Genomic DNA, 14436 nt, shown 5'->3' with positions numbered 1-14436 from the left:
CGATGGCCGTCTCCACCTATCTTCTCGGTTGCGTCATTGACGAACGCATCGCACTGGTACGCGATCGGGAGCCGACCAGAAGGAGCTGAGATGAGCAATCCGTCTCGGCACGAGGGAACATTCGATTCGGGCGGGACCGATTCCGCTGGCATCAGCCGAACCTCCCGGAACCCGAAGTCGCTTCGTCGCGACGAAGCGCTCGCTGAGCCCTACGAGCGCATGTACGACGAGATGATGGACTGGCAGCTGCGACATCGCAGATCCCGTCGACAGCAACGTGGTTCGGCCCGAATCGCTCGGATGGCGGACGTCGGCGTACGGAAGCATCGGCAACCCGCCGCTGCGGCGAGTCCAGAAATAAGCCGAGAGACCGGTGTCGGGACGTAGCTGCTCATCTCTTCGGCAGGGATCCGCATGTCCGCGTTATCGCGGACTCGAGGCGGCCTCGACTCGGGAAACGTCATTCGATAGTCGAATCGCGCTACCGGACTCGAGGTCCGTAGTTATTGATATTTCCTTTCCGGAATGGGAGGTGCTGTCATGCCCGAATGTGACGGCAAGTGCTCATCGGGTCCACGCAAGGACCCAGCGCTCAATATTTATCAGATCAGCGCTCGAACCGGGGACAGTCCGGACCGCATCAGACACCTTCGAACAGCCGGGCACGAGCTGTACTCACAGGCGTGGAAAAGCGGTACAGCGCGCAATGCTCCACTGCGGCTGGAGGAGTCGAAGGTACGCGCGTGGCTGGAAACGCTTCGTCAGCAGTCGAATCGGCAGGAGGAGCTGTGAATACTCCTGTACTCGAATATGTTTCGCGCGCCGAGAAGGCAATCACCGCTGCTCGGCCGCGTCGAAAGGTACTGGCGCGCCGTCGGATCGCTGCGATCGTCCTTCTCACCATCCTCGCCCTGTGCGCAGGGATCGCTCCGCTCGTGAATGCGGCACCGACCCCGCCCAAGGTCGCGACTCGGTCAGATTGTCCGGCTGTGGCCGGGATCTTCCTGCCCGGGACATGGGAAACCAACTCGACCGCGGATCAGTCCGTCCCGGTGGGATTGCTGGGCCCGGTGGCAACCGAACTGGCCCGTCGCTTCGGTACCGAATTCGCCTTCCAGTTCCCTGGCTATGCGGCTTCGGCGTTCGACAAGCTGCCGTACGGGGATAGCAAGGCGACCGGCGTAACAGCCGTGCGGAACGCGCTGTCCGAAGTCGGGTCCCGTTGCTCGGCAACCAAATTCGTGCTGGCTGGATACAGCCAAGGTGCGGACGCGGTCGGCGATGTGGTGGCCTCGATAGGTTGTTCCGGTGATCCGCTCGCTGCGGATCGGATTCTGGCTGTCGGGCTGGTCGCCGATCCGCATCAGGGCACGGCCGGCGGCAAGCTGGTCGGGCCGACGGTCGCGGGCGACGGTATCGCAGGGACGCGATCGAGCGGATTCTGCGGACTATCGGCAGTGACGGCGGAGATCTGCGCACCCGACGACCGCTACTGCGCAACCGATGCCGTCCAGCACCCGATCATCGCCGGACTGGGGCGGATCCTCTCTCAGCCCACGAGCACCGCCGCATCCGGTCGAGATTCGGCTGATGCCCTTCCGCAAAGCCTTGCCGAGTCGCTGGAGTCGAACTTCTCGCCATCCAGCCTGACCGAACTACCGGCAGCAGTTCAAAGCCTGGCCGCGCAGGCTCACGCTACGCAGCCGGATACCGAGATAGTGCAACTCGCAGTCGAGGCGCTGAATTCGGCTCTCGGCCAACTGGCCGGCTTGCCGGCGCGGGCGGCGAACATACCGGATGCTGTTCGCCAATCGGCGGGGGAGCACTCTGATTCACCGGATGAGTTGGCTGGTGTTGTCCTGGACGCAATCGGTCGCGCCGACCTGCCGGCTGCGCTCGAAGCGCTCTCGATAATCGGGAGGCACCCCGCTGGCACCGACAGCCACGGGACGAATCTGCGGGCGGCAACGGACCAACTCCTCGCGGCGATCGCACCGGTGTCAGATGTGCTGGCCGGGCGGCCGGCGCAGACTCTGGATGCCACGGCACGGGTGCTGAGCGTGATGAAGCCTTCGCTGCTGGTGGATCAGGTAGCGAACGTGGTCTCGAATGCAATTCGGTTCGCCGGCAACATTCCCGATCTGCTGGAAATCGCCCATCGGATCACCACGGAGCTACTGGACCTCGGCGTGGACCCGGGTACGAAGGCGCGGCAGTTGCACGAACTGTTCGGGAGGGTGAACAACCAGTTCGCGCCCTTGATGCAGATGGCCGCGGGAGTCGACCTGCATACGATCGCCCGGGTAGTCGGGCTGATCCCGGATCCCAGCGGTGCAGCGCAGCTGATTTCCGTGCTGGTTGATCTGCTCGGCAATGTGGACATACAGGGTGTGGCCGATCAGGTCGGCCGTCTACAGGAGAATCTGTGGCAGATCGCAGAGGCGATCGCAGCTGGTGCCGATCCTCTCGATATTGGTACCCGTGTCCTGAACCTCGCTCCCACGCTGCTGGGATTCGCGGGATTCGTCGTCGATGCCCTCACCGGGTGGTCGACGAGCACCGATCGAACGCCGAAAACCGATGCGCTGACGGCAGCAAAACAGCTGACCGGCACCATGGCGGCGAACGGTGCCTCGGCGTTGACGACACTCGCCTCCGAAGGGCTAAGTGCAGCAACGTTCTTCGCCTCCGGAGCACACCAGAGTTACGACCGGTATGTCGTCGATGACCAGGGCCGTTCGGCTGTGAGTTGGCTGACCGACTGGTTCACGAACCGGATCCGGTCGATCGGGGTCCTGTCGTGAGCACAACGCTCAAGGTGTTGCTGATCGTGGTCGTCGCAGCGGTCGTCGTGGTGGTGGTGCTCACGGGATTCGGTGACCGTCCACCAGCAGATCCCAGTTGCCTGCCGGATCTGCCGCGCGTCGACCGCCACCTCGTGCCCGCCCAGCCGGCGCCGGCCGCCGACGGCCGAGCATGGCCGCTGCCGGAAGGTTCGTTCACGGTGTCGTCGCCGTTCGGGCCACGAGAGGGCGGGTTCCATGCCGGTGTCGATCTGGCTGCAGCGGAGGGCACTTCGATCTTCGCCGCAGCCGATGGGACGGTGGCAGCTGCCGGGCCCGCCTCGGGATTCGGCAACTGGATCGTCATCGATAGCGACGGGCCCGATGGCCTCGTGTCCACGGTGTACGGACACATGTACGAGTGGGGCGTCGGTGTGCAGGCCGGGCAGCGTGTCACCGCCGGGCAGCAGATCGGACGTGTCGGTGCCGCCGGTGAGGCGACCGGAGCACACCTGCATTTCGAGGTCGTCCCGGGCGGGCGGTTGCACGGCGGGCACGCAATCGATCCGCTGCCATGGCTGCAAACTGCTCACGCGACGCCGATCCCGAACGCGGCCGGAACGTTCGAGAAGGCCACGCACCCCAGAGACACGGGACCGACGAAAAGAGCGGCGCAACAGAGGAATTCCGATACCGATACGCTCGCAGCACATACATCGAGCCGGTGGTCGAGGCAGCGATCGGGCATTGGTTGCGTGACGACACCCGCGCACGGCGGCCCGGCATCCTCAGCGGTCGGAGGCGGAGACACTCGCCTCGGCGCGGGCTCCGTGCCGCCGGATTTCGAGCCGTGGATTCGCAAGGCCGCAGCGACCTGCCCGGAGTTGAGCGCACCGATCGTCGCGGCGCAGCTGGAACAGGAATCGGGGTTCAACCGCACCGCTGTATCACCGGCCGGAGCGCTGGGTCCGGCTCAGTTCATGCCGGGCACTTGGACTTCACAGGGCATCGATGGCGACGGCGACGGCGTCACAGACCCGTTCTCGATTGCTGACGCGGTGATGTCGCAGGGCGCGTTCGCATGCAAGTTGATCGATTTGTCGAAAAGCGGCCTCACGCAGGGAGTTCTGCATGGCGAGCTGACCTGGTTGTGGTTGTCGATGTACAACTGCGGGCCCGAAGGCACCTTCGCCGCCGGTGGAGTCTGCCAGAACCCAGAGACGCAGGGCTACGTCACCAGAATCCCCGAACTCGCCGCAAAGTACCAGGCGCCTGAACCAGCCCCGAACCGTCTTGCCTTCGGACCTACCCGGTGACCGGCGAACTTCCGCTGCGCGAACGGCCCGGTCAGTTCGCACCGAAATTCACTGACAGGAAACGATTTCGAGGAGGCAGACGTGACGGACGACGGTAGCGCCGCAGCCGATGAACGACGTGACTCCCCCAGCGAACGGCCGGTGGATCTGCGCCGGCAGCGACTTCGCCAGATACCGGAGCCAGAGTCGCAGCCGGAGCTCCCCCTGAAGCCGGAGACCGATCTGGCCGCGGCCCGCAGCGAGATCTTCGAAGACAACGACCCCTCGGATCCGTACGGAGTCGGAGCGACGAACCTGACCATCGCCCCGCCGGACGAACGCCAGATCGCCCGAGCCCGCGAGGCACGGCTGGCCCTGCTGACCGCCGACGCACCGGGAGCGGCAGCCGAGGCAGCCGAATGGGGCTGGCGGGGACGGATCAACATGCTGTTCGGAGCGCAGCTGCTTCCGCGGCCGAACGGGCCCGAGACAGCGTTTCGACAAGCGGTGGAGCGGATCCGGCAGCCGCTGCCGGGAACACCGATGATCGTGGTCGCCAATCCCAAAGGCGGGTCGGGAGTCACCCCCACGGCGATCATGTTGTCGGCGCTGCTCGGTCGCTACCGCGGCGGGAATGTCGTCGCCTGGGATGCGCACGAGTCCACCGGTACCCTCGCCGCCCGCGCGGCCGCCGAGCACGGCCCTGCGACCGTATGGGACGTCCTGGGCCAAGCGCGAAAGCTGTGCAGCACGAACGCGGATGCTTCGGCGCTGGCGCGTTTCCTGCACAGGCAACCGAGCCTGGACGAGGTCCTCGCCTCCGACCAGGATCCCGGCGGAAGCGCCATGATCGGGCGAGACGAATGCGCGGCTGTCCTCGCGGTTCTTCGTCGGCACCGATCGGTGATCGTCGTCGATACCGGAAACAACCCGCGCGCAGCGGGATTCCGGTGGGCGATCGAACACGCTACCGCGTTGGTGGTGCCGGTGACCGATCGCCGCGACGTGATCGTCGGCGCCCTTCGGCTCTTGGACGGAGTCGCCGACACCGGTCACGACGAACTGGCCACCAGCGCAGTCGTCGTAGCCGCCCGGGATCCACTTCCTGGGCGCAGCGTCGAGGCGCTGAGTGCGGCCGGCGTGCGCCGCGTCGCAACGGTGCCGTGGGACCCGGCACTCGCGTCCGGCGAGCGAATCGTACTGTCGCGGTTGCCGACAGCGACGGTACGCGCCTGGACCCACGCCGCCGCCGACGTCACCGACGCGGCCTCCGAAAATCTCACTTGCCACAGCACTCCACTGGAGAGCGAGTACATACCCGAAACCGATTGGGTAACAGCGTCTCCCGTTCCGGGGCCTGCGACGCAATCACGACTGACCGCCTACCGGTGGCGCCATCGCGCCGACGGCGTCCGGTCAGGGCCGCCGCGGTACTACGAGGAGCCGTCGTGGTGACGGACCTCAGCCTGTCCGAAGCCGCGATGGATCCCGCGCACGCCGTCCCGTCCACCGAGGAGGTCGTTTTGAACACGAAACTGACTATGCCACTGATGATTCGAAGGACTCTCAGAACTGTCCCAACTTTGCTGGTGGCCGGCGCTTTACTGATGTCAACAGCGCCGGCAGCATCGGCCGCGCCCGGAATCCCGAACCCGCTCGATGGGATCTCACCGGATTTCGGATTGTTCGACGGGGCGCTGGACACCTCGTGGAAGCGGGTCGTCGCCTTCTTGTGGGCCCTGGTGGTCATCGGCGCGTCGGTGCGGGTGATCGTGGGCGCCTTCAAGGTGAAGCGCGCCAAATCACGCGGCTACGCCAACGATCTCGCCGAAGGTAGCGAAGAACTCCAGGACGCCCTGGTCTCGCTCGGACTGGTCGGCCTCGCCTCGCCGATCATCGCCACGATCTTGTTCGTCGTCAGCGGTCATTGAATCAACTCAACCACAAGCTATTTCATCGATCGGCATCGAGTACAGCACCCCTGACCAGGAGGTCCGACATGGCTACAGCGAAGAAGAACTACGGCGACGTCACCCCCGATTCGGCGCCACCGCCGACCGGTCGGAGCATCTCCCGGTCGTGGACAGCCGGTCGCTGGCTGGCGATCGGGCTGGCAGCAATCCTGCTGGGCGGCACCGGAATACTCGCGCTACGTGCCTGTGATCAGCGGCCGACCGGCCAGAGACTGTCGGTTCACGTAGCCCACGGCCCGGTGCGGACGCTCGGCGGAGTGCCGATCGGCTACTCGCAGGACCAACAGGGCGCGGCGACGGCCGCGGTGAATGTGCTGCAAGCGCTGACACAGGCTGGGCAGGGCCGACTGCCGATAGAGTCGGTCACCACGGCGCTGGTCGCACGGGATCCGGGACCGGACCTACGGACGACCCTGCGGGTTGGGGCGAACCGGCCGGCCGAGCACATCGGCGTCGTGAATTTGATACCGGCGGCAGTGACAGTGACCGGATTCAGCGCCCTGTCTGCGCGGGTGTCCGTATGGATGCTCGCGATCTCCCGGGCAGGTATCACCGACCGGGATCCGGTATCGGTCCTCACCGCGTGGTCGACCCATTTCGTGGATCTGACCTGGGAGAACGGGGACTGGAAAGTGAAGAACACGACCAGTACCGTCGGCCCGCTGCCGGAGAAGGTAACGGCTCCAGGCGCGGATTCTCTTCTGGCACATCAGGTTCAGCCCGGCCAATACACCTTCTACCTCGACTAGGCAGGTGAATTCCGCATGCGAAGTCACCTCGTGTTGTTGTCCCTGAGCGTTTTTGCCCTGATAGGGGTGTTGGCCCCTGCCGCGACTGCGGCTCCTCCTCCGTCGCCGTCGCCAGGTATCGGGGCATCGTCCGCCGACGGGCTGCCGAAAGGTTTTCCCGCCGATCTGCGCCAATACGTCTCCGGCACTGACGAGTTCAACAGAGCTCCGTGGTTCTCCGGCACTTGCGCACGGCGCGGCGGTGACATCGGAATGTATCTGAATACCGTGTTCACGGTCGAGGACCGGCTGGCCTTCTGGAGTGCCGGCGACGACCAGAAGAAAGCGATCCTCGGCGCTGATGCGCGCGGAAACCTGCCCGGCACACCCGTAGATACGACCCGCGAGCCGGCGAAGGACTTGCTGCCCAGAGTATTTCCGGCAGGCGATCCCGAATATCGATTCCCTCCGACGTGCGCGGACGACCTGAAGGCATGGGCGAAGTCGCCGGCATGGAATGCCTGGGGTTTCGACTGGATGCAGAAACCGGACGAGCAGTCACTGCACGAGATCGCCATGCTCGGAGAGGGATTCGGAGCCGTTCCGTTCCGCGCCTGGACCGACCCGTGCGCTGCCGGCGGCGCCTACTGCGCACACGCGTATTTCGTCGATTGCACCCGCGCCGACGCCGCGACCGGCGACCTCACGGCGTGTTTGCAATGGAACCGGGCAGTTGGCCACCTGTTCATCGGGACGGCGGACTGGATCGACCGGCACATCACCGTCGGCCAGTGGTGGTCCCAGCTGGTCACCGACAACCCGCTGTGGCGAGGCGGGGCGGCCGTGGCGTCGGGATTCGGCTGGCTGTGGCATACCGCCGTGAGCACCGGCCGGTTCGTGCTCGACCCCCAATCGGTGATCGACGACTGGGCGAACGCCTCGAAAGACAGTGCCGTACAACTGAGTTCCCGTGTCCTCACCGGTCTCGCCGCGACCGGTCGCTTCGATCCAGCGGCGGCGTGGTTCCTGCGCTGGTACGCACTGTCGACCGGGATCGGGGTGATGGTCCTGGGCCTGATGACGGTGCTGTCGATCTGGCGGGCCGGTGTGAAGGGCGAGACGCTCAAGACGATGGCCGGGGATCTGTTCGGTTACCTGCCGGCCGGCGTGGTGCTGATGCTGTTCGCGCCGATGTTCGCCGGTTTGCTGGTGGAGACCGCGGATACGGCCACCGACCGGATCGCGCAGCTGTCCGGCCCGGATACCGGTCACATGATCACGCACCTCGAACAGTTCACCGGGCGGCTCACCGCCGGCGACCTCGGTGGCGGTGTCCTGGTCGGGCTCCTGCTTTTCGTCCTGTTGACGGTGGGTGCGTTGAGCGTGTTCTTCGGGCTGCTGATGCACCAAGTCGCGCTACCGATCCTGGCTGTGGCGTCGGGGATCGGGTTCGGAATGTGGGTTCATCCCACCTGGCGGCGCAAGGCCGCCCGGCCGCCGCTGCTCTTCCTTGCCGTCATCGCGAGCAAACCGCTGTTGTTCCTCCTGCTGGCCAGCATCACCGGAGTTCTCGACTCGGCGCTCACATCCGAACCCGAGAGCCAGTTGGGGAGCTTGGCCCAGTTGTGCCTGGTCGTCGTTGCGTTCCTGACCGCGGGGATGGCGCCCTGGGCACTGCTGCGCTACGCGCCTCTGCTGCCGTCCCGCTCCGACGCCGCAGGATTCGGCAACACCGGCAGCCTGCTCGCCGGCGGAATCGGCGGTGCCGGCACCGCGATGTGGTGGACCCGTCGCGGTGGTGGTTCCGGGCAGGGCGACCGAGATCCTTCCCGGCGTGCCGGCTCTGCCTCCGGCGATGAAGCAGCCGGAGATCCACCGTGGCGTACCGCTGGGCGCGGAGACGGAAAGTCGGCCACCGAAGCGCACCTCGGCGCCGCATTGAGCCGGGGAACTCAGAGCGACCGGCCGCAGTCGGCTGCCGGCCAGCGGGCCGGGAATGCGGCGCTCCGGCTGGGGACGGCGGTGAAGACCGCGGGGGTCGTCGCGACACCGGTCGCGGCGCAAGCGGCCAGTGGCGCGTTGAACAAGGCCCGGGCCGGGGTCGACCAGGCGCCTGGTGAGGCCGAGGACGGGGGTAATCAATGACCGGGCCGCGGACCAGCATCCTGGGTGGAGAAATCGCTCGTCGCTCATGGCTCGGGCTGTCCCGCCCGGTCCTGATGACCTGGGTCGCCGCAGTCGGTGGTGCGCTGACGATCTACGTGCTCGGAAGCGGAGCGACGTGGGCGATCCTCGCTGCCCTCGCCGAGCTGCTGGCGGTGTTCGTTACGACCATGGAATGGCGAGATCGGCCATCGATGGCAGCCCGCCGAGCACACGCACTGCGGACCTGGACGCGGCGACGCCGCGGCGAGCACATCTATCGAAACTCGGAAGACGCCGGCTACGGCGACCCCGCCCACGATCCGGGCTGGATGTTGCCGCCTCCCCTCGGCAACACCGACCCCTTGGATCTGTCCGGAACCGGACTCGACGACATGTTCATCCTGCGCTCCGCCAATCCCGGGGAACGTCCGTGCTTCACGGTCACGCTCGCGGTCGAAGGCGTCGCGGACGGACTCCGCAGCGACGCGGCCTACACCGCCAGCCAGGCCGAGTTCGGCGTGTTCCTCGCGCAGCTCGCCCGCAGCGGATCCCACATCCGGGGCGTGCAACTACTGCACCGATCGGTACCCCACGACATGACCGGCCACGTCCGATGGGCCGAGCGCCGCATCGGCAACCTCACCGATCCCCGGCTGGTCCCCGCGGTGGAATCGTATGGCGCGTTGGTGGACGTCACGGCGCCACTGGCCGAGGAGCATCGGTCGTTCGTGGTGCTGCGAATTCCGCAGACCGAGGCGCTGATCGCCGACTCGACGCGATTGGCCCGCACGCGCAACGTGCCCGCGGTCGCGGCCATCGCGCAGGTGGTTCGCGACGAAACCGAGCGCGCCGTACGGCTTCTCGTGCTGGCAGAGATGGGGCGGGTCGACGTCCTCGGGCATCGGCGACTAGCCGGCGTTCTCCGAAGCTTTCTCGACCCCACCCACCCCATCGACGCGCATCAGGACACAGCATGGGACACCTGCTGGCCGAGCTATCTCGGCGGCGCGGACCATGTCGCCGTCGGTCCGGACGGCCGGTGGCGGACCCGGGTCGGCTATCTGAGACCACAAGCCATCGAGCCGATCCCGCTGGGGCCATTGTGGTTGGCGCCGTTGCTGACCGGGGTCGATGCGGACCCCGGCGACGAGGTCACGCCGCCGGCACCCACGATCCGCACCGTCGCAGTCCGGATCGACTTCGTTCCCGCGCACCGAGCCCGGGCCGCGGCTCGCGGTGACCACACCAGCGACCTCGCTCGTCGCGCGAAGGATCTGCAGAAGGGACGGCTGGACGATGGCTCCGCTGATGTCCTGGCCACGGCGTCCGATCGTCGACGGCACGATCTGATGCCCGGCTCGGGCCACCACGGCGCGATCTACACCGCGACGATCGCGGTCACCGGCCGTGACCCCGACGATCTCGAACGTGCCTGCCTGCGCGTCACGGAAGCAGCCCACGACTCCGCGATCACTGATATCGACTGGGCCACAGACGATCACGACGTCGCGGTGTTCGCCACCCTCCCGCTCGGCCGCGGACTGGCCGTCACACCCCACACCCGCTGAGGAGGTCCGATGCCACGCGCGGAACAAAAACGACTATCGCGCAACGTAATCGAGTTCGGCCAGCCGATGACAGGCTCACCGGCCGAAGCTCGGCGAGGCACGCGGCGGCAGATGCCCCGGCGTCGCCGGTTGCTGGATCGGCACGGTTGGTACGAACCGCGTCCGGAGGGCGCCTGGACGACGACTCGGCAGGCCGAGGCATGGAATCTGGCGACCAATCGGCGGCGGACCCGCACCGACGGGGTGCTGGCCGGACTGAACACGATCAGCCAGGAAGCCGAGATCGTCGACGCGTTCGCCTCGTACGGCGCCGAGACCTCCGGCATCAACATCGTCGTGATCGGCGACATCGGGCGAGGGAAGTCCTCGTGGATCAAGACCGTGTGCGTTCTGCGCCAGCTCGTCGCCGGCCGCCAGGTGGTCGTTCTCGACAAGAAGCCGCAGGCCGGCGTCGGTGAATACACCTCGATCGCAACGTCGCTGGGCGCGCAGAGCATTCGCTTCCGTACCGGTGGCACCGGTGCCCGGCTGAACCTCCTCGACCCGGCGATCAGTACCGGCGGCGATCACACGGGTGGTCTGGAGGGGGTCGTGCCCGCCGGGCAGGAGGCGCTCGTGCTCGCTGTTCTCACCGATGCGATGGGACGGCGACTCGATGAACGCGAAAAGGCCGCTGTCGGTGCCGGTTTGGCTAAGGTGACCGTTGCGGCACGCGGGACCGGCCGGGACCCGGTGATCCGAGACTTGGCGATGCAGTTGCTCGATCCCGACCCTGCCGACGGCGCGGACTTCGGGCCGAGGTGGTCCACGCGTGCATTGGAGTGGGGGCTCGAGCCCGGTCTGGCGTTGCTCCGGCTGGCCGACCGCGACCTGCGTGGGCTGGTCGACGCACCGACCAGCCCGGCGGTCCGCGATGCCCTGGATACTCACCCGCTGGTGCACTTCGACGTCAGCGCCCTGCCCACCGACGGGCCCGCCTTGCGAGTGGTCATGACGGCGGCGAACACGTGGCTGGCCAACCGGCTCGCTGCTCGCTCGTCTCGCTACCAGCAGACCATCCTCGTCGTGGAGGAGGGCTGGCATGTCGCCGCCGGATCCACCGGTGAGATCTTCCGCGCGAACCTGAAACTTTCACGAGGCCTGGCACTTTCGACAGTGTCTGCGTTTCACCATCCGGCCGATCAGCCTGCGGGATCGCCGGCACGGTCGTTGATGGCGGAGGCGTCGATCGTGGTGCTGTTCGGGCAGTCCCGCGCCGACGATGCCCTCGACACCGTCCGGCTGTACCGGTTGCCGGAAGGCACCGAGGACACCTTGATGCGACTCGGCCGCGGTCAGGCACTGGTGAAGATCGGATCCCGGGATCCGTTCCTGCTCACCCACATTCGCTCGCCCTACGAAATCGCGCTCACCGATACCGACGCCGCCATCACCGGCGTCGCATCCCCGCACACCCAGGAGGTGACCTCGTCATGACCCGTCGCACTCGGCTCCCCAGCCCAGCCCGGCACGAGCCGGTCCTGCCCGCACCACTGGCCCTCGCCCTGTACATCATCAGCAGCATCGCCGTCGCCGTGATCGGAGGCGGTGCGCTGTCCGGCCTGCTCGCCGGGCATCGCCCGGCACTCGTGCCGCCGACGCAACTCGGCGCCATCATGGTCCGGCTGGCCGCCGACCCCGCTCACCCGGCCACGGCATGGCTACAGGACCCGCGCCCGGGCCCGGCGTGGCTGACCTGGATATGTATGGCGGCGATGGGTATCTCCTGGTGCACCGGGCTGGCCATCGGCAGCGAACTCGCCGCCTGCTATCAACGCCGCCGGATCACAGACGGGCTGGCCGGACGCACCGATCTGCGCCGCAGCGGACTCGATGCACGCTCGGCCGCCGAGAAAGCCACCGCCGAGTACCCCGAACTGGCCCGCCGCGGATCAAGCCGACACCGCACCGGAGGCTGGAAGTGGTGGCGGCGATGAAAAACCGAGCGCTTCTCCGCGGGCGCGCGAAGTCGCCGCAGCAGTTGACCATCGACATCGGAGTGCTCGCCGACGCACCACGAACACATGTGTATCTCCAGCATCGCGATGGAGTGATCGTGCACGGCCCCACCGGAGCCGGCAAAACCTGGCGGATCGCCTGCCAACGCATCTGGGACGCACCAGGTTTCGTCCTCGCGACCACCACCAAAGCCGACCTGGTCGCGGCCACGATCCGGGCGCGCGCGACATGCGGACAGGTAGCGGTGTTCGACCCGGAACAACTGACCGGCTGGCCGCACCCGGTGCGCTGGTCGATCCTCGCCGGCTGCAAAGACCCCGACACCGCGATCCGCCGCGCGGACGCCCTGGCCAAGGCAATGCCGCTGGAAGGTACCCGCAACGGCGCCTATTTCGAACAGAAAGCCGCGACCGTACTCCGCTGCTGCCTCTACGCCGCGGCCGTGTCGGACGCCACCATTCACGACGTGCGGGTCTGGATCGGTAACCGCACCAACCGTGCTGCCGTGGAGGTGCTGGCCCTCACCTTCCCCAGCTGGGCGAGCGAACTCAACCAGATTCTCGGCTCGGCCAGCGAATCCAGCGACGACGTCCTCGCTGCGGCGGCTCGCCTACTGGAGCCGCTCGCTTCTCCGAAACTACTGGCTGCCGTGGATGTTCCGGTCCACGAGTCGTTCGACGTCCACCAGTTCGTGCTGTCGGGGGCGAACACGCTGTATCTGGTGTCGAAGGGCACCACCAGGTCGATGGCGCCGTTCGTCGCCGCGCTGGCCGCCGAGGTCCACTACGTCGCCGACCGGGCCTCACAACGAGCCCCGATGAAACGGCTGGATCCGCCGATCAGGCTGGTGCTCGACGAGATGAACAACGTCGCCCCGATACCGGACCTGCCGCAGATCATGACCGACTCCGGCGGCAAGGGGATCACCGTCTGGGCGTTCGCACACAACCAGGACCAGAACGAAATGCGTTGGGGCACCGAAGGCGGCCGGGTACTCGCGCAGTCGGCGCCGGCCATGCTGATCCTGCCCGGACTTCGTGGGGTCGATGAACTGTCGTCACTGTCGAAGCTCCTCGGCGAACGTCGGCGCTGGGAGGCCACACTGCACAAAGAGGGCCGCTCCTGGGGACTGCACGACAACACGGTCTTGCGCACCGACGAGATCCGCGAACTGGACAGCGACTGCGCCCTACTGCTCTACCGCAACAGCCCCGGCTGCCTCCTCCGGCTGCCCAGCGTCTGGGACGTCGCCGCATGGCGTGACGCGGTGCTCGGCTCCACTGCATGGTTCGACCGGGTCGTCGCCACCGGCCGGATTCTCGGTGGCTCCGCGGTGGCCGGCGCCACCGCGAACAGCACACGGCTGCAACCACTCTCCGCCGACGCAGCGGCATTGCGGTCCAGCGATGTCACGAAGACCGAGCCGACAGCGAGGCGGTACAGATGATGGGAACTTTCGGCGCCGGGAACGAAGCCGATGCGATGGCACCCAGCCGGTTCGCGTGGCAGCACCTCGATCCGGTCGGCCGGGTCCTCTTGTGGGGCGAACTGGCGGATTGGGTGGCTCAGCTGCGGGATCGTTACCAACTCGGTTCCCGCGTTCCGCCCTGCTGGTGGTGCCACGATCCGGTCGTCGAGGAACTCACCGCGCTCATGGCCGCCCACACTGCCGCCTACCACGTAGCTCCTGAACTGCGGGACGTCCCCCGCGAGGACCTGGCCGCCTGGCACACGCAGTGGTTGTGGCCGACCGTGGAACGGCTGACCCGAATCAGCGACTTCTCGGGCTGCCAGCCGCACGCCTGCGGCTATATCCATCGACCTCAACCCGTGCTGCCCGGACTCGATGCCCTCACAGACGGTTCCGCGGATGCCGCCCAGACGCACTTCGGACCTACGTCGACGTCCGGGCAGCGGGCGGCCGGACCGTTCCCGCCGTAGCCGGA

At 67.0% G+C, this 14436-nt stretch carries 11 protein-coding genes; all 11 read left to right on the top strand.

Annotated features, from left to right (window positions below; all coding sequences use genetic code 11):
* The first annotated feature begins 788 nt into the window (after positions 1-788).
* The 11 genes from NRB56_RS22405 to NRB56_RS22360 all read left to right on the top strand — a co-directional run bounded on the left by NRB56_RS22405 (position 789) and on the right by NRB56_RS22360 (position 14431).
* Positions 789-2804 (top strand): cutinase family protein, encoded by a 2016-nt coding sequence (locus tag NRB56_RS22405; RefSeq protein WP_153345369.1) that lies wholly within the window; start codon positions 789-791, stop codon positions 2802-2804.
* Positions 2801-4099 (top strand): peptidoglycan DD-metalloendopeptidase family protein, encoded by a 1299-nt coding sequence (locus NRB56_RS39185; RefSeq protein ID WP_319943359.1) that lies wholly within the window; start codon positions 2801-2803, stop codon positions 4097-4099. Before NRB56_RS22405 ends, NRB56_RS39185 begins: the two co-directional genes overlap by 4 nt.
* Positions 4100-4180: 81 nt before the next feature.
* Positions 4181-5533, top strand: coding sequence for a MinD/ParA family ATP-binding protein (locus NRB56_RS22395; RefSeq protein ID WP_153345367.1), 1353 nt, complete (start codon positions 4181-4183; stop codon positions 5531-5533).
* On the top strand, positions 5527-6009 hold the full coding sequence (locus NRB56_RS22390; protein WP_153345366.1) for a hypothetical protein: 483 nt from the start codon (positions 5527-5529) through the stop codon (positions 6007-6009). The genes NRB56_RS22395 and NRB56_RS22390 overlap by 7 nt, the downstream gene beginning before the upstream one ends.
* A gap of 68 nt (positions 6010-6077) precedes the next feature.
* The gene (locus tag NRB56_RS22385) at positions 6078-6800 is read left to right on the top strand and encodes a hypothetical protein (protein ID WP_153345364.1); all 723 of its coding nucleotides are present in this window, start codon (positions 6078-6080) and stop codon (positions 6798-6800) included.
* Positions 6801-7052: 252 nt separating this feature from the next.
* A complete protein-coding gene (locus NRB56_RS22380) occupies positions 7053-8924 on the top strand; it encodes a hypothetical protein (protein WP_153345362.1) in 1872 nt (623 codons plus the stop codon).
* Positions 8921-10492: an SCO6880 family protein gene (locus NRB56_RS22375; RefSeq protein WP_153345360.1), complete on the top strand. Its 1572-nt coding sequence runs from the start codon at positions 8921-8923 to the stop codon at positions 10490-10492. Before NRB56_RS22380 ends, NRB56_RS22375 begins: the two co-directional genes overlap by 4 nt.
* Before the next feature lie 111 nt (positions 10493-10603).
* Complete coding sequence (locus NRB56_RS22370; RefSeq protein WP_153345358.1) at positions 10604-11968, top strand: ATP/GTP-binding protein; 1365 nt, start codon at positions 10604-10606, stop codon at positions 11966-11968.
* Positions 11965-12468: a hypothetical protein gene (locus tag NRB56_RS38420; protein ID WP_194290945.1), complete on the top strand. Its 504-nt coding sequence runs from the start codon at positions 11965-11967 to the stop codon at positions 12466-12468. The genes NRB56_RS22370 and NRB56_RS38420 overlap by 4 nt, the downstream gene beginning before the upstream one ends.
* Positions 12465-13937, top strand: a complete 1473-nt coding sequence (locus NRB56_RS22365; protein WP_194290944.1) for a type IV secretory system conjugative DNA transfer family protein — start codon at positions 12465-12467, stop codon at positions 13935-13937. The genes NRB56_RS38420 and NRB56_RS22365 overlap by 4 nt, the downstream gene beginning before the upstream one ends.
* Complete coding sequence (locus NRB56_RS22360; RefSeq protein ID WP_153345354.1) at positions 13934-14431, top strand: hypothetical protein; 498 nt, start codon at positions 13934-13936, stop codon at positions 14429-14431. The genes NRB56_RS22365 and NRB56_RS22360 overlap by 4 nt, the downstream gene beginning before the upstream one ends.
* The last annotated feature ends 5 nt before the right edge of the window (positions 14432-14436 follow it).

Source organism: Nocardia aurantia (assembly GCF_009604425.1).
Lineage (GTDB): Bacteria > Actinomycetota > Actinomycetes > Mycobacteriales > Mycobacteriaceae > Nocardia > Nocardia aurantia.
Note: the sequence above shows the minus strand (reverse complement) of the source record. Positions and strands in the feature narration are given on the sequence as shown.